General features: G+C 51.7%; 22 protein-coding genes. 9 read left to right on the top strand and 13 right to left on the bottom strand.

All coding sequences use genetic code 11. From position 1 onward, the window contains the following. Window positions 1-31: 31 nt before the first annotated feature. The 4 genes from EVJ24_RS09335 to EVJ24_RS09320 form a co-directional block, all read right to left on the bottom strand. Entirely contained in the window at window positions 32-979 is a 948-nt protein-coding gene (locus tag EVJ24_RS09335) for a YihY/virulence factor BrkB family protein (RefSeq protein ID WP_131441101.1), read from the bottom strand. A 69-nt stretch (window positions 980-1048) separates the two neighbouring features. Next, window positions 1049-1486 carry an NUDIX hydrolase gene (locus tag EVJ24_RS09330; protein WP_236637614.1) on the bottom strand — a complete coding sequence of 146 codons (438 nt, stop codon included), beginning with the start codon at window positions 1484-1486 and terminating at the stop codon, window positions 1049-1051. Window positions 1487-1551: 65 nt separating this feature from the next. After that, window positions 1552-2478: a carbohydrate kinase family protein gene (locus EVJ24_RS09325; RefSeq protein ID WP_131441099.1), complete on the bottom strand. Its 927-nt coding sequence runs from the start codon at window positions 2476-2478 to the stop codon at window positions 1552-1554. A 118-nt stretch (window positions 2479-2596) separates the two neighbouring features. Next, entirely contained in the window at window positions 2597-4507 is a 1911-nt protein-coding gene (locus EVJ24_RS09320; protein ID WP_131441098.1) for a heavy metal translocating P-type ATPase, read from the bottom strand. A gap of 197 nt (window positions 4508-4704) precedes the next feature. On the opposite strand from EVJ24_RS09320, the gene EVJ24_RS09315 reads away from it, so the two are divergent. Further along, window positions 4705-5649, top strand: a complete 945-nt coding sequence (locus EVJ24_RS09315; protein WP_131441097.1) for a DMT family transporter — start codon at window positions 4705-4707, stop codon at window positions 5647-5649. Between the two features lie 133 nt (window positions 5650-5782). Then, entirely contained in the window at window positions 5783-6085 is a 303-nt protein-coding gene (locus EVJ24_RS09310; RefSeq protein ID WP_016510464.1) for a hypothetical protein, read from the top strand. 41 nt (window positions 6086-6126) lie between these two features. On the opposite strand, the gene EVJ24_RS09305 is transcribed toward EVJ24_RS09310, so the two are convergent. The 3 genes from EVJ24_RS09305 to yfkAB are packed head-to-tail and all read right to left on the bottom strand — an operon-like array spanning window position 6127 to window position 8662. After that, window positions 6127-7269, bottom strand: a complete 1143-nt coding sequence (locus EVJ24_RS09305) for an MFS transporter (protein WP_131441096.1) — start codon at window positions 7267-7269, stop codon at window positions 6127-6129. Between the two features lie 38 nt (window positions 7270-7307). Then, a complete protein-coding gene (locus EVJ24_RS09300) occupies window positions 7308-7505 on the bottom strand; it encodes a hypothetical protein (RefSeq protein WP_070328936.1) in 198 nt (65 codons plus the stop codon). 50 nt (window positions 7506-7555) lie between these two features. Next, the gene (gene yfkAB / locus EVJ24_RS09295; protein ID WP_131441095.1) at window positions 7556-8662 is read right to left on the bottom strand and encodes a radical SAM/CxCxxxxC motif protein YfkAB; all 1107 of its coding nucleotides are present in this window, start codon (window positions 8660-8662) and stop codon (window positions 7556-7558) included. Between the two features lie 85 nt (window positions 8663-8747). Between yfkAB and EVJ24_RS09290 the strand changes: the two genes are divergently transcribed. The 3 genes from EVJ24_RS09290 (at window position 8748) to cdd (ending at window position 10831) form a co-directional block, all read left to right on the top strand. Continuing rightward, window positions 8748-8957, top strand: coding sequence for a hypothetical protein (locus EVJ24_RS09290; protein ID WP_016510454.1), 210 nt, complete (start codon window positions 8748-8750; stop codon window positions 8955-8957). Beyond that, entirely contained in the window at window positions 8954-10330 is a 1377-nt protein-coding gene (gene rlmD, locus EVJ24_RS09285) for a 23S rRNA (uracil(1939)-C(5))-methyltransferase RlmD (protein WP_131441094.1), read from the top strand. Before EVJ24_RS09290 ends, rlmD begins: the two co-directional genes overlap by 4 nt. A 93-nt stretch (window positions 10331-10423) precedes the next feature. Beyond that, window positions 10424-10831, top strand: coding sequence for a cytidine deaminase (gene cdd, locus EVJ24_RS09280; RefSeq protein WP_016510463.1), 408 nt, complete (start codon window positions 10424-10426; stop codon window positions 10829-10831). 32 nt (window positions 10832-10863) lie between these two features. Here the strand turns inward: cdd and EVJ24_RS09275 are convergent, their stop codons facing one another. Further along, on the bottom strand, window positions 10864-11079 hold the full coding sequence (locus tag EVJ24_RS09275) for a hypothetical protein (protein ID WP_131441093.1): 216 nt from the start codon (window positions 11077-11079) through the stop codon (window positions 10864-10866). Window positions 11080-11197: 118 nt separating this feature from the next. Between EVJ24_RS09275 and EVJ24_RS09270 the strand changes: the two genes are divergently transcribed. Further along, window positions 11198-11485 (top strand): hypothetical protein, encoded by a 288-nt coding sequence (locus EVJ24_RS09270; protein ID WP_070328940.1) that lies wholly within the window; start codon window positions 11198-11200, stop codon window positions 11483-11485. A 25-nt stretch (window positions 11486-11510) separates the two neighbouring features. On the opposite strand, the gene EVJ24_RS09265 is transcribed toward EVJ24_RS09270, so the two are convergent. From EVJ24_RS09265 to EVJ24_RS09245, 5 genes are all read right to left on the bottom strand, one after another. Further along, window positions 11511-12899 carry a sensor histidine kinase gene (locus EVJ24_RS09265; RefSeq protein WP_131441092.1) on the bottom strand — a complete coding sequence of 463 codons (1389 nt, stop codon included), beginning with the start codon at window positions 12897-12899 and terminating at the stop codon, window positions 11511-11513. Then, the gene (locus tag EVJ24_RS09260) at window positions 12896-13585 is read right to left on the bottom strand and encodes a response regulator transcription factor (RefSeq protein ID WP_070328942.1); all 690 of its coding nucleotides are present in this window, start codon (window positions 13583-13585) and stop codon (window positions 12896-12898) included. Before EVJ24_RS09260 ends, EVJ24_RS09265 begins: the two co-directional genes overlap by 4 nt. Window positions 13586-13753: 168 nt before the next feature. After that, a complete protein-coding gene (locus EVJ24_RS09255; protein WP_070328980.1) occupies window positions 13754-14320 on the bottom strand; it encodes a GNAT family N-acetyltransferase in 567 nt (188 codons plus the stop codon). 200 nt (window positions 14321-14520) lie between these two features. Continuing rightward, window positions 14521-15672: an amidohydrolase gene (locus EVJ24_RS09250; RefSeq protein WP_131441091.1), complete on the bottom strand. Its 1152-nt coding sequence runs from the start codon at window positions 15670-15672 to the stop codon at window positions 14521-14523. A 13-nt stretch (window positions 15673-15685) separates the two neighbouring features. Continuing rightward, window positions 15686-16594, bottom strand: coding sequence for a TIGR01777 family oxidoreductase (locus tag EVJ24_RS09245; protein WP_131441090.1), 909 nt, complete (start codon window positions 16592-16594; stop codon window positions 15686-15688). A gap of 156 nt (window positions 16595-16750) precedes the next feature. Between EVJ24_RS09245 and recX the strand changes: the two genes are divergently transcribed. From recX to EVJ24_RS09230, 3 genes are all read left to right on the top strand, one after another. Then, window positions 16751-17563: a recombination regulator RecX gene (gene recX / locus EVJ24_RS09240; RefSeq protein ID WP_131441089.1), complete on the top strand. Its 813-nt coding sequence runs from the start codon at window positions 16751-16753 to the stop codon at window positions 17561-17563. 50 nt (window positions 17564-17613) lie between these two features. Further along, window positions 17614-19254, top strand: coding sequence for an L-lactate permease (locus EVJ24_RS09235; protein ID WP_051121478.1), 1641 nt, complete (start codon window positions 17614-17616; stop codon window positions 19252-19254). Between the two features lie 315 nt (window positions 19255-19569). Further along, entirely contained in the window at window positions 19570-21294 is a 1725-nt protein-coding gene (locus EVJ24_RS09230) for an ABC transporter ATP-binding protein (RefSeq protein WP_070328946.1), read from the top strand. The last annotated feature ends 17 nt before the right edge of the window (window positions 21295-21311 follow it).

The raw sequence follows: 21311 nt of genomic DNA, 5'->3' as shown, positions 1-21311 counted from the left end.
GGCGAACTCTCTCAACGGAGTTCGCCTTTTGTCATCCGTACGTGTTGACCGGAATATCTTTGTAGTCATCTTCGTCCGAGTCTTTCGACTTGGATTTTTTGTTTTTCTTATAGTTTTTCTCATACTCCTGCTCGCTCGGGGTTTTGAAGAAGCGTTGCCACGTGGCGTTGATCTCAGAGCCGATCAAGATGATCATGCCGGTCAACTGCAGCCAAAGCAACGTGACGATGATGCCTCCGAGTGATCCGTACGTCGAATCGTAGTTACCGAAGTTCGAGACGTATAGGCTAAAACCGAGTGAGACGAGCTGCCAAGCGATGACGCCGAAGATGGCGCCGGGGACGGTGCTTTTCCAAAACACGTGTTGTTGCGGTGCAATCTTATAAAAGATCGACAGCGTCAAGATTAAGATGACCGTCGTCAGCACGTAACGGAACACGTTGATCAAGACGACTTCGGCACCGGAAATCGGGAGGTAGTCTGAAATGAATTCGATGATTTGTGAACCGAACACGTTCGAGATGATGAGTAGCAAGACGCCGACGCCGAGGAGGAACGTCAAGCCGAGGGCGATGCCTTTACTGACGAAGAAGTTGCGTTCGTTGTCCTCACCGTACGCGTGGATTGCCATATTGATCAATCGTTCGACTCCTTTAGAGGCCGACCAAATCGCTAAAATCGCACCAATCGAGAGCAGTCCGCCTCGTGGCTCGCCGATCGCCTCAAAGATCCCTGATAAAAAATCGGTCGCCGCCGAACCTGGCGCTAGGTTATTTAGCTGTTCTTGAAACGACGCTTGCGTGATATCGAAGAACGAGAGCAACGCTAAAATAAAAATGATTCCTGGGAAAATCGATAAGAACCAAAAAAAAGCGAGCGTTGCGCCGTAATCTTGAACGTCATGCTCTTTAAAACGACGAAACAACTCTTTCCCGAAGGAGAGCCAATTCTTTTTTTCTTTCACTTCTGTAGTATCCATGCACATATCCTCCTGAACGTTATCGTTAGAAACTATCTTTCCCGATTTGTCAGCAGGTTACACATTGATTCAGTCTTCGGCTAACGTTTTGTCAAAGAATCGTTCTGGATTGGTGGTGAGCAGCTCGGCTAAAGAAGGGGGTCTGACCGGCAGGCGGCTCAATGCGCTCCGCTTCACCCAAATCGGGGTGTACGAGCCGTTCGTTTGTTCAGCTTGGAACTCTTCGCCTGTACCAGTTCCGAATTCGCCACTTGTGACGCGGGCCCAAAAATAAGGATTCAATTCACCGTTGAAGGCGACGTAGGCGGCGACTCCTTCAAGCTCGACGTTGACGCCGAGTTCTTCATAAGCTTCACGGACGGCAGTTTCTTCAGCCGTATGGCCAAACTCGACACCGCCGCCAGGGAAGACGTAATAGAGTGCGTTTTCTTTTTCGCGTCGAATGAGCGCGACCTCGTCGTGTTCGTTCGTGAGGATGATGGCGCTGCGTAATTTTGTTCTGACCAATGGGATCGTTCCTTTCGGTAGCTTATAGTGAACAAAACGCATCGACTCACCGTCGATGCGCTTTGTTAATCTGTCGTCGTTTGTTCTAGCGATTTGTACATATCAGAAGTCAAACCGTTCTCGTGAGAACTGATGACTTTTGCGGCGACGCGCATGGCGAGGCGGAGCGCGTCTTCGATCGAATGATGTTTCATCAATTCAGAGATGACGGCCGAAAAGAATGAATCACCGGCGCCTGTTGAATCGGCAACTTTGACTTTCGTCGTCGGGACGTGTCCTTGCTCGTTCGTCCGGAGATCGACGTAGACGGCACCGAGCTCGCTCATCGTGACGATTGTGAGCGGCGCACCTTTCATCGCGAGCACTTCGGCGACGCGCAATGCGTCATCGACGGTGACGATTGACATATCAGACAGGATTTCGGCTTCTTCACGGCTACAGATGAAGCCGGTGAAGCCTTGAAGCAAGTGGCGATTTCGCTCGATGACGGATAAATGACCGCACACCCCGTAAAGCGGGAGCTTCATCTCGCGACAAAGTTCAATCGTCTCATTTAAGACGTTGACCGACAGATCGAGGTCGATGGCGACGGCTTCGCTTTCGGCGAACACCGTATCGATTCGGCGGAGGATACATTGTTCCATCATCGCTTCATCTGGTTGTTTCGAGATCGAGGTCTGGAGGTCGCCGTTATTGTCCATGACGGCGAGCCACATGCCCATACCGTTATCTTCAAGCAGGTCGACATGATCGACGTTGACGTTTAAGTCGCGAAGCTCTTGAAGGACACCCATCCCGATTTGGTCGTTTGTGACGGTTGACACGAACCGGACGTCGTTACCGAGGATGCCTAAGTTTTGCGCGACGTTACGGCCGGTTCCGCCGTTCGAGAACGCGATGTCTCCGACGTTTTTCGCATCTTTATGAAGCGGGGCGAACGATGTTCCTTTAATATCGACAAACACTTTGCCGATCACTGCAATCGTATTCATATGCTGTACCACCTTTAGCCAATCATCTATCTGTTATCGGTCTGTTAGACACACTGTTTCCATTATAGCGAAACCGTCATTCGCTTTCAATGACGGTTTCAAACGTTGTCGAAATTTGTCAGTCCCATGAAGAACTGAGCAAGCGCAGCCCGTTCAAAATAACGAGAATCGTTGACCCTTCATGACCGACGACGGCGAACGGCATGACGAGCAACTCGAAGATGTTCGTCGCGATCAAAACGAGGATGACGCCGAGGGCGAACACGACGTTCTGTAAGACGATCCGGTTCAATTTACGAGATTGCTCGATTGCTGAACTTAAGCGGACGAGGTCGTTTTTCATGAGGACGACGTCAGCCGTCTCGAGTGCGGCGTCGGTTCCTTCGCCCATGGCGATCCCGACATCTGCTGTCGCGAGGGCCGGAGCGTCGTTGATGCCGTCGCCAATCATCCCAATCGTGCCGTACTCTTGTTTTAACAGCTTGATTTGTTCAACTTTCTCTTCTGGGAGGCATTCGGCGATGTAGCGGGTCAAGCCCGCTTCCGTCGCGATGGCGCGTGCCGTTGCTTCATTGTCGCCTGTGATCATGATCGTCGCGATTCCGAGATGGTTCAAGCGCTCAATCGCTTGTTTGGCTTCCGGGCGTAACGTGTCACGCAGTGCGAATGCACCGATCGTCTGCTTATCGTCACTGACGAAGACGAGTGTGTGTCCGGCGGCTTTTAACCGTTCGACATCTTCGCGGTAGAAGTCACCGCTCCGGTCGGCGAACTTTTGTTTACCGACCCGGTAGGAAGTGCCGTCAATCGTCGCCTCGATGCCTGAACCGGTGATGTCTTTAAAGTGATCCATGTCTCCCGTGTGTTTGCCCGTGAACTTGACGAGCGCCTCGGCGAGCGGGTGCATCGAATGTTCTTCGATCAAACTGACGACGCGGTAAACGTCTTCTGCTGCCATGTCAGGATGAACCAACGCCGTTTGGACGACCGGCTTACCGATTGTGAGCGTCCCAGTCTTATCGAATGCGATTGCTTTGAGACGTCCCATGTTTTCGATGTGGACACCGCCTTTGAACAAAATCCCGTGTTTAGCGGACGAGGCGATGGCGGCAAGCGCGGCTGGTGTGATCGCTGCGACGAGGGCACATGGTGAGGCGACGACGAGCAGGATCATCCCGCGGTATATGCTCGTCTCGAGCGACCACGAAGTGAGGACGGGACCGAGCAAGATGATGGCCGTGACCGAGATGAGCACGATCTGGACGTATCGTCCCTCATAGCGGTCGATGAACTGGGCCGACGGCGATTTTTCTTCTTGGGCTTGCTGCACCATTTGAATGATTTTTTGGAACAACGTCTCGGTGGCGAGTTTCGTCACAGATAACGTGAGCACCCCGTTCAAGTTAACACTTGAACCGAACACTTCGTCGCCGACGGTCCGATCAACCGGAATCGATTCCCCGGTGATGGCTGCTTCTTCGATAGAGGCGGTCCCGCTCAAAATGCGCCCATCGACCGGGATGCGTTCACCCGGCCGGACGTAAATCCGGTCGCCGACTTTTAAATCGTCGATGTGCACGACTTCGAGACCGCCGGCCGCATCAAAACGGGTCGCTTGTTCCGGTTGGAGTTCCATTAACGATTCGAGAGCACGTTCGTTTTTGTTCAGCGTGTACGTCTCGAGCGCGCCGGATAAGGCGAAGATGAAGATGAGGATCGCGCCCTCCATCCAATAGCCGATCGAGGCGGCGCCGATCGCCGCGATGATCATGAGTAGCTCGACGTTCAATGAACGGGTTTCCCACGTATCGGTCAATCCTTCTTTGGCTTTGGCATAACCGCCGATCAAGAAGGCGCTCAAGTAGAGCGTGACGTATATCCAAGGGGTTCCGCCTTGTCTTTCTGTGAAATATGCGAGTACAATCAATACACCGCTGATGAGCGCCATGATGAGCTCGATATGTTCGAACCAATTTGCCCGTTTGAAGACGTGGCTTTTTTCTTGTGCAGTAGTTGCGTGTACGTTCATAGTAGGCACCTCTTTCCAATTGAGAATATATATCAGTTAAATGATAATGACTGAGGATGATTATCATTATCTTTCTTTGTTTAAAGGGCTTATCATCCATTTTTAAAATTTCCTTATTTATAATGATTATCATGTAAGTCTATTTTAACACCATTTATAACAACTCACAAACTAAAAGATTAAGGAGATTTCGTGTCATGCAAAATATATTTCAACGCTCTTGGAGCGTCACGCTGTTGGCGTTGTTCAACACGTTTTTATGGGGGAGTGCTTTCCCGTTCATTAAATTAAGTTATGAGGCGTTAGACATCGGAGCAGGCGAGTACGGCCAACAACTGTTCTTTGCTGGCGAACGGTTTTTACTGGCCGGTATTCTGTTGCTTGTGATCAGCCGGCTCGTCTTCAAGCGGCCGATTCGATTAAATCGGGAAAAGTTGAAGGCATACGCACATTTAGGGGCGTTCTTGACGTTTTTGCAATATCTGTTCTTCTATATCGGATTGTCCATCTCGACCGGGGTGCAAGGGTCGATCATCGCTGGCTCGACTTCGTTCTTTCAAATGGCGCTTGCCCACTTCCGTTATGAAGATGATCGGTTGAACCGGTTGAAAGGCATCGCGCTCACTCTCGGTTTCTCAGGGATCGTCATCGCGAACTGGCCGACAGCAAGCTCGGAAATTGGTTTTGGAATCGGTGAAATTCTTCTCATCTTGGCGATGGTGTCTGGCGCGTTCGGAAACTTGGTCGCGAAAGATTACTCGCGACACCACGACGTCGCTCCGATGACCGCTTGGGCGATGGTGATCGGTTCGCTCGGCCTGTTGATCGTCGGATTTATCCTTGACCCGGGAGGCGTGTTCTTGCCTTACACGGTGAAGACGCTATTGTTCCTGTTATACCTCGCATTGTTATCAGCGATTGGTTTCACGTTGTGGAACACGCTCATGAAGCACAACCCGGTGAGCCGGGTGTCGCTCTATATGTTCTTTGTTCCCTTGTTCGGCGTCCTGTTATCGAGTTTACTGCTCGGTGAGACGATTCCTTGGAACGCGCTCGTCGGGTTGCTATTCGTCATCGCCGGCATCTACTTGTCAACGTATTTTCAAGGTCGTCGTCGGCCGGGCGGCTCTGCCGCGAAATGAGTTCGAGGTACAGTTGACGAAAGTTTATTCTCATGGCAAAATATATTAAAAATTCTGAAAATTTTCAGTTATGAATCGGTCCTCGTTGTAAAGACTTGCGTACGACAAGTTAACAGAAGGGAGGGTTTGTGCCATGACGAGAAATTTGATTGTCCGAAACATACTCGTGTCGCGCCAGCCGCGAGATGAGTACGTCAAGTACGTGATGAAGTGCGTGAGTCGCGGATTGAAAGAACATCACGACCAAGTCGATGTGCGCGCCGTCAGGCAAGGCGACGACATCCAGACGAAGTGGCAAATCAATGACCGCGTCATCGAGGTGACGCTCAAGTCCGACGTATTGGCATCACTCGATACGGAGCCGTTCGCTCTTGATGAGGTGTTCATCCGAGCGTTCGAACGAAACGATGTCAGAGTCGGGCCACCAAACGAATGACAAACGAAAAGGATGAATCTCCGCGGAGATTCATCCTTTTCTTATGCTTCGATTGGTTTAGCTTTTGACGTGTATAGGCTGATCGACAGGATGCCGAGTATTAAGGCGTACATGAGGAAATATACTTCTTTAGGCAACGCGACCCAAAACGCACCGATCATCGGACCGCTGATCGACCCTACACTGAACGAGATGCTGTACAGCATGTTGCCGGTCGGCAAGAGTGAGCGGGGCAACACTTCCGTCATATGGGCGAGGCCGAGCGAATACGTGGAACCGAGTCCGGCACCGGCCAAGGCGAACAAGACGAGCAGCCACGCATAGTTGTCGACGGCTAGGTTCGCGAGGGCGAACAAGAGCGTACCGAGCGTCAAGACGATTTGAAGGATACGTTTCTTCCCGAAGTGGTCGGCGAGCCGTCCGAGCGGCAACTGTACGATGATGGACGCGACGATGAACGTCGTGATGAGCGTGCTCGTCTGTGCGAGCCCGATGTCGTTACGGACCGTGAAGATCGGCAGGTTCGCATTCAAGCTTGCTTCAAGAAAACCGTATGTGAACGCCGGGAGCAGCGTATACCCGGCGCCGATTAAGACGAGACGGATGCGTCCGGTCGAGTCCGTCTTCACTTTCTCCGCTTCGGGGTACTCGTTGTCGACCTTGAAGATAAGGAAGAGTGATCCGAGACAGAAGAAGATCAAGATGAGAAACGGGAGCCAAAAGTGAATATCGACGAGCGGTGCGATCAACGGACCGACCGCGAACCCGAGACTGAACGACATCCCGTAATACGCCATCGCCCGTCCGAGACTCCGTTTCTCACTCACGGACGTGACCCACACTTGCGAGCCGTAGTGAAGCGCCGAGTCTCCGAATCCGATGACGAAGCGCATGACGGCCCACATGAGCAGTGACGGCCAGAGCGGTAAAAAGAACGTGGCGAGCGCCGTCAATACGATGCCGAGGACGATCGTCGGGCGGAATCCGTATTTGCGAACGAACCGTTCGAGTAGCGGCGCCGAGACGATGACGCCCAAATAGAGCATCGTCGCGTTCAAGCCGTTCAGCCAGGCCGGGTTGCCGTCACGTTCGATTAATGTGGATAGTAAAGGGATGAGCGCCCCTTGAATCAAGCCCGAAATAAAAACGACGAGCAATAAGATCGAAAAACGAAACCGTTCCATAGTTCACCTCATATACAAAAATAAAAAGCTGAGAGGTCTCAGCTTTTTGGTTCATCAATCGGTTGAGGGGTATGATTTATTTGCAATAACTCATCGTCCCAACTGCCTTGACTGAACACTTCATCATGGTCTACTTTGTCCGAAACGAATGCGGCTGTCAATAAGATGCTGAGCACGCCTCCGAAAATGATGATTCCCATGACGGTAACGATGAACACATAGATCGCTGTCATCATCGAACACCTCGATTCGTTTTATATACTAAATATTTCCCGAATCGAAATAATTAAAACGACTGGGCGACACGTTGTCTAAAGTCGACCGTCGGATAGTACGCTTGTTTGACGAGTGCGTTCGGTCCGAGGCATTTGACGGCGGGGCAATGGCACGACAGTGTGGCGTTCAATGCGCTGTTCGTCCATTGATCGTACGCGTCTTGGAACGACGTATCGTACAATGTGCCGAGTGTGCCGAGTTCGTCGCCGAAGTCGGTGACGATGATCTGACCGTCAAAAATGTTCGTGTTCAACCGGGAGCGTCCGTCCGGGTCGTTGCGGACCGTAACGTTTTTCGCGGTCGAGAGTCGCCGCAGTAAGGCGCGGTCGGCTTCTGAGTCCGAGCAGGCGTAAAACGGCAACGTTCCAAACAGCATCCATACGTTTTCGTCCCGAATGTCGAGTACGTCATGGATAGCTTGACGGATCTCGTCGAGAGAGGCCGACTCGAGCGCGCTAGCGAAGTCTGCGGGGTACATTGGGTGCAATTCGTGGCGTTGACAACCGAGCGAGACGATTTCCTCGTGAATTTCTTTTAAATGCGGGATTGTCCGCTTGTTGATCATCGTCTCGGCCGATACGATGACCCCTTCGGCCGTGAGGGCACGGGCATTGTCCTTCATCGTCTGAAGCATTTTGAGGCGAGCGGATTCGCTCGGCTTGCGGTCCATCATCGCGAAACCGCCCTCTAAGAAATCGGCGTCCGTTCCCCAGTTATGAGAAATGTGCAAAACGTCGAGGTAAGGGGTAATAAGATGATAGCGAGATAGCGGCAACGTCAAGTTCGAGTTGATCTGTGTGCGGGCACCGCGTTCCTTAGCGTAGCGTAGAAGCGGGACGACATAGTTTCGAACTGACTTCATCGACAGCATCGGTTCACCGCCCGTGATCGAGAAGGCGCGCAAGTGCTCGATCTCGTCGAGGCGCGAGATCAACAGCTCGAGCGGGACCTCGGGTTCTTCCGTTTGATCGAGCATATAGCCGACCGCACAATGCTCGCAGCGCATATTGCATAGTTTCGTCGTCGTCACTTCGACGTTCGAGAGGATGAGTCGACCGAACTCGGTTTGATCGAGATACGCTTCCCACGGATCGAACGTCGTCGAGATGTTTTGCATGTGGATTCCACCTTTTCATCAAGTTACACGAAATAGTATGCTATAATAACAACTCTTTGTCACTAAGCGAAGGAGCGATCATGAGATGGGTAAATCACGAACAGATACGGCAGGGAAAATGAACGTGTTAAAATCGAGAACGGAGTTACTGTGCTTATCAGTCAACACGTTAGACGAATTCACGACGCCAGAGGATTTGCATCGATTGTTAGCTGATATTGATTCCTTACGTGCGAAAGTCGTACGTTACGCCAAAGATTTAGAACAAGTATCTCGAAAGGATGAAACACATTGAAATTGATCGTAGGAGAACGTGCAAGCACGAAAGCAGAACGGTTAGGCATTAACGGGGAGGGCATCGCGATGATCAATCGGATGGTCATCTTTATCCCAAACCTGTTACCAGGGGAACGAGCCGACATTGAAATCACGCGCATCGAACGAAACTATGCCGAGGCGCGGGTCACGAAGCGACACAACGACTCGCCGGACCGGGTCAAGCCGCCTTGTCCGATTTATGACGAATGTGGCGGTTGCCAGATTCAACATATGAGTTCGCGTCTGCAGATGGACTATAAAGAAGACATCGTCCGCAATGCGTTCCGTCAGAAGACGAAGTTGAACGTCGATAAGTCCGATATCCGTCCGACGAAAGGGATGGAAAACCCTTGGTACTATCGTAATAAGTCTCAATTCCCGTTGTCAGTTCAGCGCGGCGAGATCGTTTCAGGCCTCTACAAGCCGAATTCGAACGACCTCGTGCCGATCGAGTACTGCATGGTGCAACAACGTGATACGACGAACGTCAACAACGCCATCGTCCGTATTTTGAACGAGCTCGACATCCCGGTCTATGACGCGAGACGTGACGTCGGTTTTGCCCGGACGATCGTCGTCCGTTCAGGTTACAAGACGAACGACGTTCAAGTCGTTCTCGTCGTCGGGAGTGAGGACGTACCGAACTTGGATACGCTCAGCGACCGCATCATGGAATTGCCGAACGTCGTCTCGTTCCATATCAACATCAACTCGAACCGGTCGGGCGTCATCTTCGGTTACCGAACGGTCCACATCGCCGGTCAAGACAAGATGGACGAGCAGCTAGACGACGTGCATTACCACTTGTCGCCACGTGCTTTCTTCCAACTCAATCCGGCCCAAACCGAAGTCATGTACCGTGAAGTCGTCGAGGCGGCCGGTCTGACTGGCGAAGAACGCGTCATCGATGCGTACGCCGGTGTCGGTTCAATCGGACTTTGGCTCGCACCGCACGCGAAAGAGATTCGCGGGATGGAAGTCGTACCTGAAGCGGTTGAAGACGCAAATGCTCACATGCGTGAGAACGGCTACAATCATGCGACATACGTCGAGGGGCGCGCTGAACATTGGATTCCACGCTGGGTGAAAGACGGGTGGATTCCGGACGTCATCGTCGTCGACCCGCCGCGAACAGGTGTGGACCATCAGCTCCTAAACGCGATGATTTCTTCGAAAGCGAAACGGATCGTCTACGTGTCATGTAACCCGCAGACGCTCGTGCGCGACGCGGATCAACTCATGAAAGCCGATTATAAGGTCAACTACGTCCAACCGTACGATATGTTCCCGCAAACGGCTCACGTCGAATCGATTGTCGTCTTCGAGAAAAAGAAGAAGAAAAAATATTGACGGGACCGTGAAAACGCTTGTCAAGAAAACGTTTTCACGTTATAGTTCAGATGTCAGACTTCTTTTTAAATTCAAGAAGCGGAGGAACATTCAATGATTCCACATGAAAAAGTTCAAGAGCTCGTTCATAAGGCGATTGACGCGCGGTCGCGCGCATATACACCTTACTCGAAGTTCAACGTCGGTGCCGTCGTCATCGATGAGACGGGTAAGGAAATCTTAGGTTGTAACGTCGAGAACGCGTCGTACGGTTTGTCGATGTGTGCCGAGCGGACTGCCATCTTCAAGGCGGTATCGGAAGGCAGCAAGTCGATCGACACGGTCGTCGTCGTCGGAGACACGGAAGGCCCGATCTCGCCATGTGGCGCTTGTCGTCAAGTCATCGCCGAGTTTGCGAGTGACGACTTCACGTTAATCTTGGCCAACATGGCCGGTGAGACGAAAGTGATGACAAAAGAAGAGATGCTACCATACGGCTTCTCGCCAAAAGACCTAACATGAAAATAAGGATGCGGACAACTTTGTCCGCATCCTTATTTGTTGCCGTCATATTTTTTCTCGCTGACCGAATCGTCTTTTGAGTGGCGCTTTCGTTTCTCGTCTTTCACTTTTTGATTCAGCTCTTCGACCGGGATCGGGTCGACCGTCTCCATGCCTTCTTGGTCAAAGATGCTCTCTTTGTCTGTATCGACGGCGTCCGGATTATCGAACGGCCGTTTTGACGTATGCTCCTGCTTTTTCATCTCCATCGCCTCCTTCTTTGAGTGTTATTCCACTTCCTGATTTTGTGTAAACGCTTTAGAAAAGTGTTTCAAGTTTCGGGAACAGTGGAATTATCTGTGCATAGTGACTAAGGAGGGGTATTGGATGGATAAGAAAGTATTGATGGGGATCGTGCTCGGTGTGGCCGGTGCTGCACTCGTCGCGCCGAAAGTCGCGGCGCTGTTGACGCAAGACCAGGAGGATAACACGTGGAGCAAGATGGACAAGATGGAAAGTGTCGATTCCGATAAAGACGAGGCGGAAGCAGGGTTGACGCAACTCGACTCGAATCATCGGGCCGAATGGCAAGCGAACGGGTTCCCGCAGACACACGCCGAACGCGAGCGGCTCATGAACGAATCAGATGATGCCTATAAAGGCAAAGATATTTAAAAAGAGGCAGCCGCGGCTGCCTCTTTTATATGTCTTCATCGTCTGGCAAGAGTGGCAAAGCAAGCGACACGGTCGTGCCGCTGCCGACTTCGGACGTGAAATGCATCGAGCCGCCATGGCGTTCCATGATGTGCTTGGCGATGGCGAGTCCGAGTCCGGTACCGCCGTCTTCACGCGTCCGCGATTTGTTGACGCGATAGAAACGTTTCGTCAATTGATCGAGGTCTTCTTTCGGGATGCCCCGGCCTTCATCGCGAATCTCGGTGATGGCATAGTTCTCTTCCGCGAACGTCCTCACATGGATCGACCTGCCGGCTTCCGTGTAACGAAGGGCGTTATCGAGTAAGTTTCCGACGACTTGTTCGAGGCGATCGTGATCCCCGAGAATGATAAGGTCGAAGTCGAAATCCGCTTCGATGGTGACACCTTTCGCGCGCGCGATCGGTTCAAACCGGTATAACACGTCTTCGAGCACTTGTGAGTACACGACCGGTTCTTTCGTCATCGGATAAGAATCGCGTTCGAGCTGGGCGAGGTCGAGCAGATCGTTGACGAGTCGTTGCAACCGCTCCGTCTCGTTCTCGATGATGTCGTAATACTGGGCTTGCGTCTTCTCGTCGAGCGTCGGGTCTTGCAGCATCTCGGTATACCCGCGAATGTAAGATAGCGGGGTCCGGAGCTCATGGCTGACGTTCGCCAAAAATTCTTTGCGCTGCTCCTCGACGAGTCCGAGCGACTCGGCCATCCGGTTGAGCGTCTCGGCCAAGTCACCAATCTCGTCATCGGAATCGATCGGGATGCGGTGCGTGAAGTCACCTTTGGCATATACTTGCGACGCTCGTTTCATTTGGATGAGCGGTTGAATGATCGTGTCGATGATTTGCGTCCCGAAAATGAGCAAGTTGACAATCATCAAGATGAGCAAGAACGTGATCATCAGCCGGATCGGTTGGAACGGCTCACTGATTTTGCTCAGCTCCATATAGAGGATGAGGGCATTATCGAGTTCGCCGTCACGGATGAGCGGGAACGCGGACATGAGAATGTCGACATCCTCGGTCGGGTGCTTGCGCGTGACCGAGATGGCGTAGCCGTCTTGCAAACGAGCGAGATCTTGTTCGCGTAAAAACGTCTTCCCGGAGCCGAGACTATCTTCCCGTACGGACGAGAGGAACACTTTCGTTTCGGTCAGTTCGTTCGTGTACGTCATGCTGTCGGCGAACGCGTCGGAGAAGCCGTCCGCCTTATAGATGGTGACGAGTTTCTCTCCGCGGTTGATCAGCAGTTCTTCTTGCGTCTGAATGTAAAACTTGTCGTACAAGTAAAACGTCATGATGATGAACACGAACGCAGAGAAGAGGCTGGCCGTCCAGATGGTGATCCAAATCCGCTTCCGGATCGTGTATTGCTTCATACGTTTGCCTCGAACTTGTAGCCGATCCCCCAGACGGTCTGGATGTAGCCACCGGCTTCGCCGAGCTTGAGACGGAGCGTCTTAATGTGCGTGTCGACCGTCCGGAGGTTGCCGTGGTATTCGGTACCCCAAATTTGGTCGAGGAGCTGTTCCCGAGAGAACACTTTGTCTTCGTTCGTGATGAACAAATAGAGGAGATCGAACTCCTTACGCGTCAAGTTGACAGTTTTGCCTTTCACGCTTACGGCGCGGCCTTCGATATCGATCGATAAGACACCGGCGTCGAACGTGGCTTCTTGTTCTTTTGAGAAGTTGTGCGTGCGCCGAAGTGTCGCTTCGATTCGAGCGAGCAGTTCGCGCGGGCTGAACGGTTTTGTGATGTAGTCGTCCGCGCCGATCTTCAATCCGTGAATCCGGTCGAGTTCTTCAGACCGGGCCGTCAGCATGATGATCGGGACGTTCGAGAACTCACGGATGCGCATGCAGGCGGTCAGACCGTCGAGCTCGGGCATCATGACGTCGAGCAAGACGAGGTGGAACGACTGTTCTTTTAACAAGTCGATCGCCTCAAGGCCGTTCGTGGCGGTGACCGTCTCATAGCCTTCTTTTTCTAAATTGGAAACGAGCAAATCGCGCATCTGTTCCTCATCGTCGGTCACTAAGATTCGAAATACTGGTTCTATCATCTGGCATTCTCCTTTACAAACCGGTTAACGAAGGATGTGATAATTCCCTCATACTTCTATCATACCTATCTCTTCGAATTAGAACAGAATTATTCATTGTCGTAAAGTTGTCCTCAACAAATCCACACAAAAATGCCACAAAAAAGCCAATTCTTTGTCAGAATTGGCTTATGCTTCGAGTTGGGCTTCGTACGAATGATCGAACTCAGGCGCATGAAGTGAATGCAAGTACAGCTGGAAGCTCGACTTCGACACTTCATACAAAACGTATTCGACGTCACCGCTATTAATTTCTGCTAACAAATCGGGCCGGATCTCGTCGGCGCAAAACGCATAAGGAAGTTTTGCCGCCGCCGCGATCGAACGCTCATTCGCTTTGCGAATCTTTAAAAATACACTCTCAATATCAAGGTCGAAGAACAGCTCTGAGAAGAACGTTTCTTTCGCGACTTGATTGTAACCTTTCCCATGGTACGGTTTGCCAAGCCACGTACCGAGGAAGCCGTAACCGGTTTCCACGTCGAACAAGCTGATCGTCCCGATCGGGGTACCGAACTCGTTCGTAATTGTACGTGAGATGATGTTTCCTTGCTCTTCTAGCTCGATGATTTGCTTCGTGCTAAATAAAAACTCGTCAAAGTGGACCGTCTTTTGACGGACATATGGAAAGACATCTGGGTGTTGCATCAGTTCGAACAACTCCGCGCAGTCGGTAAGCTCACGAAATTTGAGCACCTTTACATTCCTCCTCCTAGTTCAGACCGCTGAAGAATAGTTGTAACGAAAGCATACTTCTGGCTACGTTGTTCGAACTTGCCTTGGCTGCTCTCTTTTATGAGTTACAAGATTATTTTATAGACTTTTTTTGAAAAAGCAAGCAAATAAAATGTAACTTCACAAAAAAAATAAAAGAGCGCTTTCACGTCTGGGGTTACTCACATTTCATGATGGGTTTTCGAGCGATCCGTCGAGTAGACGATACGGCCGTCGACGATGGTCATGATCGGCTTCGACATGTAGTCGAGCGGGAAGTGACTCCACAAGACGAGGTCGGCGTCTTTGCCGACTTCGAGTGATCCGACGCGGTCATCAACCCCAAGTGACTGGGCCGGATGAATCGTGATGGCGCGCAGGGCGACGTCGACCGGAAGGCCTTCACGGGCGGCAAGGCCTGCGCATAGGTTCAAATATTGAACCGGGGTATATGGATGGTCGGTCGTGATCGAGACGATCATACCGTGTTCATGCAAGATGCGGTACGTCTCCCACGTTTTGTTTTGAAGTTCGATTTTAGATTTACGGGTGAATGTCGGTCCGACGGTGACATGTTTGACGCCGAGTTCACGTAACTTCTCCGCGACGAGATGACCTTCCGTACAATGCTCAATCCGGTAATCGAGATCGAACTCTTGAGCGAAACGGACGACCGAAAGAATGTCGTCGGCGCGGTGGGCGTGGACTCGGACCGGCATCTTCCGGTCGAGCGCGAGTTGGATCATCTGACTCCCGAACGTGCCGATCGTTTTCGTCGAATCGACGGTCCGGAACGCCTCGCGCAGTAGTCCCATGATGCCCATGCGGGTCAACTCACCGGATTTCCCCATACTGTGGACGCGCTTCGGGTTTTCGCCGAGAGCAAGTTTCAAGCCAGCATACCGGCGCAACACCATATCCTCGATGAAGCGGCCGTGCGTTTTAATGACACTCGTCACTCCGCCGATGACGTTCATGCTGCCCGGCATGACTTGGACCGCCGTGACACCGGCCATGAGCGCTTCACGAAAGCCTTCATCGAGCGGATAAACCCCGTCGATGGCCCGTGCGTGTGGTGTCATCGCTTCGACCGTCTCATTGGCATCATTCCCGACAGAACCGGTCCCTTCGTCATACAGTCCGAGATGGGTATGGGCATCGATGAAACCGGGGAACAGGAAGTTGCCTTCCGCCTCGATGACGGTCTCGCCGTCCGTTGGGTCTAACAAGTCCGACATTTCGACAATTTTTCCATCTTTTATGCGAATGTCCCCGTAAAAGTTTGGCGCGGTGATTGGGTAAATATGAGCGTTACGAATTAATAGATTACTCACGAGCTGTCTCCTTTCAAGTCAAATGCAGTAGTTGTTTTAGTGCGGGTTCTAACGTCTCATAGCGAAAACGGAAGCCGTGATTGAGTGCTTTTGTCGGAACGACTTTGGCACCTTCAAGTACGATCACGCTCTTTTCGCCGAGTGCGAGTTTGAGGATTGGGGAAGGAGCCGGGGCCCAGTGCGGTCGATGCATCACTTGTCCGAGCGTCTTTCCGAACTCGTCCATCGTCACTGGTGTCGGCGCCGTCCCGTTGACCGGTCCGTGTATCGAATCGGTCTCGATGATGTAGACGAATAAGCGGACGAGGTCGTCTATGTGGATCCAAGGGACCCACTGTTTTCCGGAACCGAGCCGTCCGCCGGCACCGAGCGTGTAGGGTAGCTTCATGAGCGGGAACGCGCCGCCGTCGTTCGACAAGACGACACCTGTTCGCATCGTGGCGAGACGAATGTCCATGTCGGCGACAGGCGCGATTTCTTTCTCCCATAAGACGCAGACGTTTCCTAAGAAGTTGGTCCGGTCCGGGAGCGGTGTCGATTCCGAGTAAGTGATCGACCGGTCTTCGCCGTAAATGCCGATTGCTGACCCGCTGATGACGACGTCCGGTTTCTGCTTCATGTTTTTGATGATGCGAACGACTTCTTTCGTCCCATCGATACGGCTTTGGAGGATGGCTTGTTTTTGTTTGTGCGTCCATCGTCCGTCGTTAATGGAGGCTCCTGCCAAGTGGATAAAGGCGTCGACATCTTGGAGTTCGGTCTCGGGATGGCTGTCTGGCGTCAACCATTCGACGAACGAGATGCCTCCTTGACGTGGGCGCGGATGGCGCGTCAAGACGACGACTTGATGACCGGCCTCGGCTAGCGCCCGAACGAGCGGCCGGCCGATCAATCCGGTACCACCGGTGATTGCAATTTTCATGTGAATCCCTCCATTATTCTTGAAGCGTTTTCAAATCGGGTATGATAACGGTAAATACAATAGCTAGTTAGTATAAATACCCTTTCTTTTAACTTATCAAAAATCCTTCTGAAAAGGGGAACGTGATATGTTAGAAGCAGGAAAAGGAGGGGTTTCATGAAAATCAGCAAGTTTACGGCTCAAAAGAAAAACAAGGACCGCTTGAACGTCTTCATCGAGAAAGATGGGCAAGAAGAGTTCGCGTTCGCCATCGATTTAGACGTCTTCATTAAATATGGATTGACGAAAGGGATGGAACTTGAAGACGATTTTGTCCGTGATGTCCTCCAAGCCGAAGAGGAGCAGAAAGCATACAAAGCAGCCGTCAATTATTTATCGTACCGAATGCGTGCCGTTTCAGAGGTCCGTGACTATCTCGTGAAGAAAGAGATAGACGAGGCAGCCATCAAGCGCGTGATTGACAGATTGATTGAACAACGCTACTTGAACGATGCTGAATTCGCCAAAGCCTACACCCAGACAAAGTTTAATACGAGTCCGAGCGGGCCGAGCAAAATCAAGCGGGAATTGGTCCAGCTTCGAATCACACCTGAAATCATCGAAGAGGTTATCGCTGCGATCTCGTACGAAGATCAGCTCGAGAAAGCCGGTAAATTCGTAAAAAGGAAACAAATGGAAACAAATCGCCGTTCCGCCACAGAAGTGCAACAAAGAATTCAACAAACCCTGGTGCAAAGAGGATTTTCGTTTGATATCATTTCAGAGGCGATCCTTACGTTTTGGGAAAACGAGGATGAGGACGTCGAGCTTTCGGCTTGCTTGAAGCAGGCTGAAAAACTGAGTCGGAAGTATAACGGATATGCCCCATATGAGCGGAAACAGCGCATGAAGATGCAGCTTCGGAGCAAAGGATTTCCGTATGAGGTGATTGACCGCACTTTAGAACGACTCGCTGAACAAGAGACATAACGGGAAATTCATTTACGGCAGGGGAAAAAATCTGAAAAGGTGGGTCTACATTGACGATTTTTGAATGGATTACAGCACTTGTGCCAATTTTGGCTGTGCTTGTATTATTGGTTATTATGCGTTTACCAGCATCGGTTGCGATGCCACTCTCGCTCCTATTGACGGCGCTACTTGCGTTCTTCGTCTGGGAACTTGATGCAACCCGCATTACAGCGGCTGTGTTGCAAGGAATCGTCATCGCGATCACGGCAGCATGGATCGTGTATGGCGCGATTGGGATGATGAATACGATGAAAGAGGGCGGCGGTATGAACGCCATCCGTTCCGGCTTTGTCACCATCACACCGGATCCGCGGATTCAAGTCCTCATCGTTGGCTGGTTGTTCGTTTCGTTCATTGAAGGTGCTTCAGGCTTTGGGACACCGGCGACGGTGGCGGCCCCGCTATTGATTGCACTAGGTTTCCCGCCGATCGCGGCTGTTGTCATCGCCTTGTCGGCCGACGTATCGGCCGTCACGTTCGGTGCAGTCGGGACACCGGCTTTGATCGGGATTGGTAACGGACTCTCGCTCGATGTGAGCAAACCGGAATCAATCGAATTTTTAACAAGTGTCGTCTTACAGACGGTATTGATCGATATGCTCGTTGGTCTTTTTATCCCGTTCATTTTGATTTTGATGCTGACTCGATTCTTTAGTAAAGCGAAGTCGGTCAAACCCGCATTCGAAGTATTGCCGATCGCCCTCGTGGCGGCTCTCGTCTACAGCGTTCCGGCTTACATTTGGACGCTCATCCTCGGATTTGAATTTGGGGGCATGCTCGGTGGCTTGACCGGTCTTGTGATTCTCGTCGCGATGGCACGAAAAGGTATTCTCATGCCAAAACGGGTTTGGACGTTTGACGGTTACGCCGACGAGCTCGACCAACCGGTTGAACAGCCGACGGTCGGGAAAGGGAAACGTGAACTTCCGCAGTGGAAAGCATGGGCCCCTTACTTGATTTTGACGATCTTCCTCATCTTGACACGGACGGTCCCGTTCTTGAACGAGTTGACGCGCAGTGTCCGGATCGACCTCCCGAACATTTTAGGGGTAGAAGGAATCTCGACGTCGTGGGAGCCGTTCTATTCACCAGGGTTCATGTTCATCTTGACGATGATTGCGACGTTCTTCTTGCACAATATGAGTTGGTCGCAAGTGACGTCGGTCTTTAAAGCGACGACACTCGGCATCGGCGGAACGTTAATTACGCTTGCGGCGTCAGTTCCAATGGTTCGAATCTTTATCCATTCAGAGAATGGCGGAGCTGGACTCGCATCGATGCCAGTCGAACTCGCGACGGCTGCAGCGGACACGTTTGGTGGCGTTTGGCCGCTTGTCGCGCCGTGGATCGGGGCGCTCGGAGCGTTCGTATCGGGATCGGCCACGTTCTCGAACATGATGTTCTCGAGCTTGACGACGAATGTCGCCGATTCGGTCGGGATGAGTGAGACGCTCGCCTTATCGATGCAGATGGCCGGCGCGAACGCTGGTAACATGATCTGTGTGCTGAACGTCGTCGCGGTCGCTTCGGTCGCGGGTCTGCTCGGTAAAGAAGGAACGATTATTCGCTACACGCTCATGCCGATGATTTATTACGTGACGGCAACAGGGATCGTCGGGATGATTCTCGCGACGTTCTTCTTAAACTGAAACAAGTTACAATATTTTTACAAAAAAATATTGACAATTTTCTGAACAGTCTGCTAAGGTTTTAGTAGATTTTCAAACTATGAAGAGAGAGGAGCCAGCATGATGAAGTACTTGACTACACTACAACGCACACACACAACATCATATGGCTACTCGTATTTGACTGCGTAACACGGCAGCTGGATAGGGGTAGTGTCCTTTCCCTGACCATGCAAATGACTGAAGACTTTCAAGCGTACTTCATCCGATTGGTTGCACAATCAGGTGGAGTGCGCTTTTTTGCGTGCTCGGAAAGGACGGAAGGGGGAATCAGTCGTGAAACTGATTAAACAATTGGATTGGTTTATTAAGAGGCAGAAACGAACGTATGTCATTGCGATCATTTTGCTCATCATTACCGGGGTCATCGATATGCTCCCGCCATGGATTATCGGGCAAGCAATCGATGCGATCCGCGAAGGAAGTTTGACGACGGAACGGCTCATCACAATCGTCGGCTCACTGCTAGGCATCATGGTGTTATCGTACGTTTTATCGTACTTGTGGATCGCGCGTCTATTCGGGACGGCGTTCCTGCTCGAGAAAAAACTGCGGGCCCGATTCTTCGGGTATTTGCTCAAACAGACGCCGCGGTTTTATCAACAGCACCGCACTGGGGACTTGATGGCGCTCGCGACGAATGATTTGAAAGCGGTTGAACGGACGGCCGGTTTCGGTGTCATGACGCTCGTCGATTCGTTCAACATGACGCTGATCGCATTGACGATCATGGGGGTGTTCATCGATTGGAAATTGACGCTCGCGGCACTGTTGCCGATGCCGTTACTTGCCTGGTCGATGAATAAGCTCGGCCGTCAAATTCACGCCCGCTTCACGGCGGCGCAAGATTCGTTCGGCGTCATGAACGATCAAGTCGTCGAATCGATTTCAGGACTTCGTGTCATCCGTTCATTCGTGCAAGAAGAAGCGGATACGAAGAAGTTCGATACGATCACCGACGACGTCATGGCGAAAAACATGCATGTCGCCAAAATCGACGTCTTGTTCGAACCGGTTATCAAACTGCTCGTCGGTTTGAGTTACTTGATCGGCTTGTCGTTCGGGACGTACCTCGTCTTTACGAATGACATCACGCTCGGTCAACTCGTCTCGTTCAACATTTATCTAGGGATGCTCATTTGGCCGATGTACGCATTCGGTGAGTTGATCAACGTCGTCCAACGCGGGACGGCGAGCTTAGAGCGGATTGAAGCGACGATGAACGAAGCGCCGGACGTCGTCTCGAACGGCACGGTGCAAGTCGACGTACCAGAGAAGATCACCTTCAAATCGTTGTCGTTCCGCTATCCGGGTGCGAGCCGCCCGTCGCTCGAAGACATCGTACTCCACGTATCACGCGGAGAAACGATCGGAATCGTCGGACCGACCGGCGCCGGCAAAACGACGCTCCTGCGTCAGCTGATCCGCGAATATCCGATCGATGATTCGTTGCTCGTCAACGGGATCCCGGTTCACAAAATTAAACTCGACACAGTACGAGGTTGGAGCGGTTACGTGTCACAAGAACATCTATTGTTCTCGAAGACGGTCCGCGACAACATCTTGTTCGGGGCCGATGACGCGACCGAAGCAGACCTCGAGACGGCGATTCGGCTTGCGGCGTTTGATACCGATATCGAGCATTTAGAGAACGGGCTCGATACGGTCGTCGGCGAGCAAGGGGTCATGCTGTCAGGCGGACAGAAACAACGTCTGTCGATTGCACGTGCGCTCTTGAAAGACCCAGAGATTTTATTGCTCGACGATTCGCTCTCGGCGGTCGATGCGAAAACGGAGGCCCGAATCATCGATTCGGTCCGGACGAGCCGTGCCGAACAGACGACATTCATCGTCGCGCACCGCTTGTCTGCCGTTTCCCACGCTGATCAAATCCTTGTCTTGCAAGACGGTCGCGTCACGGAACGTGGCACACATGACCAACTGATGAAACAGCACGGTTGGTATTTCGAACAGTTCAATCGACAAGGAGAGACGGAGTAATCCGTACGAAAGGGGGA

It is taken from the genome of Exiguobacterium sp. SH1S21 (assembly GCF_004337175.1).
In the GTDB taxonomy this organism is placed as follows: domain Bacteria; phylum Bacillota; class Bacilli; order Exiguobacteriales; family Exiguobacteriaceae; genus Exiguobacterium; species Exiguobacterium aurantiacum_A.
The sequence above is the reverse complement of the archived record's forward strand: the minus strand, read 5'-3'. Positions and strand labels throughout refer to the sequence as shown.

Excerpts from the sequence above, each read along its gene's own strand:
- EVJ24_RS09270 (WP_070328940.1), top strand. The coding sequence starts at position 11,198 with ATGGATAAGAAAGTATTGATGGGGATCGTGCTCGGTGTGGCCGGTGCT.
- EVJ24_RS09290 (WP_016510454.1), top strand. The coding sequence starts at position 8,748 with ATGGGTAAATCACGAACAGATACGGCAGGGAAAATGAACGTGTTAAAA.
- EVJ24_RS09245 (WP_131441090.1), bottom strand. The coding sequence starts at position 16,594 with ATGAAAATTGCAATCACCGGTGGTACCGGATTGATCGGCCGGCCGCTC.
- EVJ24_RS09335 (WP_131441101.1), bottom strand. The coding sequence starts at position 979 with ATGGATACTACAGAAGTGAAAGAAAAAAAGAATTGGCTCTCCTTCGGG.
- EVJ24_RS09310 (WP_016510464.1), top strand. The coding sequence starts at position 5,783 with ATGACGAGAAATTTGATTGTCCGAAACATACTCGTGTCGCGCCAGCCG.
- EVJ24_RS09320 (WP_131441098.1), bottom strand. The coding sequence starts at position 4,507 with ATGAACGTACACGCAACTACTGCACAAGAAAAAAGCCACGTCTTCAAA.
- EVJ24_RS09300 (WP_070328936.1), bottom strand. The coding sequence starts at position 7,505 with ATGATGACAGCGATCTATGTGTTCATCGTTACCGTCATGGGAATCATC.
- cdd (WP_016510463.1), top strand. The coding sequence starts at position 10,424 with ATGATTCCACATGAAAAAGTTCAAGAGCTCGTTCATAAGGCGATTGAC.
- EVJ24_RS09315 (WP_131441097.1), top strand. The coding sequence starts at position 4,705 with ATGCAAAATATATTTCAACGCTCTTGGAGCGTCACGCTGTTGGCGTTG.
- EVJ24_RS09305 (WP_131441096.1), bottom strand. The coding sequence starts at position 7,269 with ATGGAACGGTTTCGTTTTTCGATCTTATTGCTCGTCGTTTTTATTTCG.
- EVJ24_RS09260 (WP_070328942.1), bottom strand. The coding sequence starts at position 13,585 with ATGATAGAACCAGTATTTCGAATCTTAGTGACCGACGATGAGGAACAG.
- EVJ24_RS09275 (WP_131441093.1), bottom strand. The coding sequence starts at position 11,079 with ATGGAGATGAAAAAGCAGGAGCATACGTCAAAACGGCCGTTCGATAAT.
- EVJ24_RS09265 (WP_131441092.1), bottom strand. The coding sequence starts at position 12,899 with ATGAAGCAATACACGATCCGGAAGCGGATTTGGATCACCATCTGGACG.
- EVJ24_RS09325 (WP_131441099.1), bottom strand. The coding sequence starts at position 2,478 with ATGAATACGATTGCAGTGATCGGCAAAGTGTTTGTCGATATTAAAGGA.
- recX (WP_131441089.1), top strand. The coding sequence starts at position 16,751 with ATGAAAATCAGCAAGTTTACGGCTCAAAAGAAAAACAAGGACCGCTTG.
- yfkAB (WP_131441095.1), bottom strand. The coding sequence starts at position 8,662 with ATGCAAAACATCTCGACGACGTTCGATCCGTGGGAAGCGTATCTCGAT.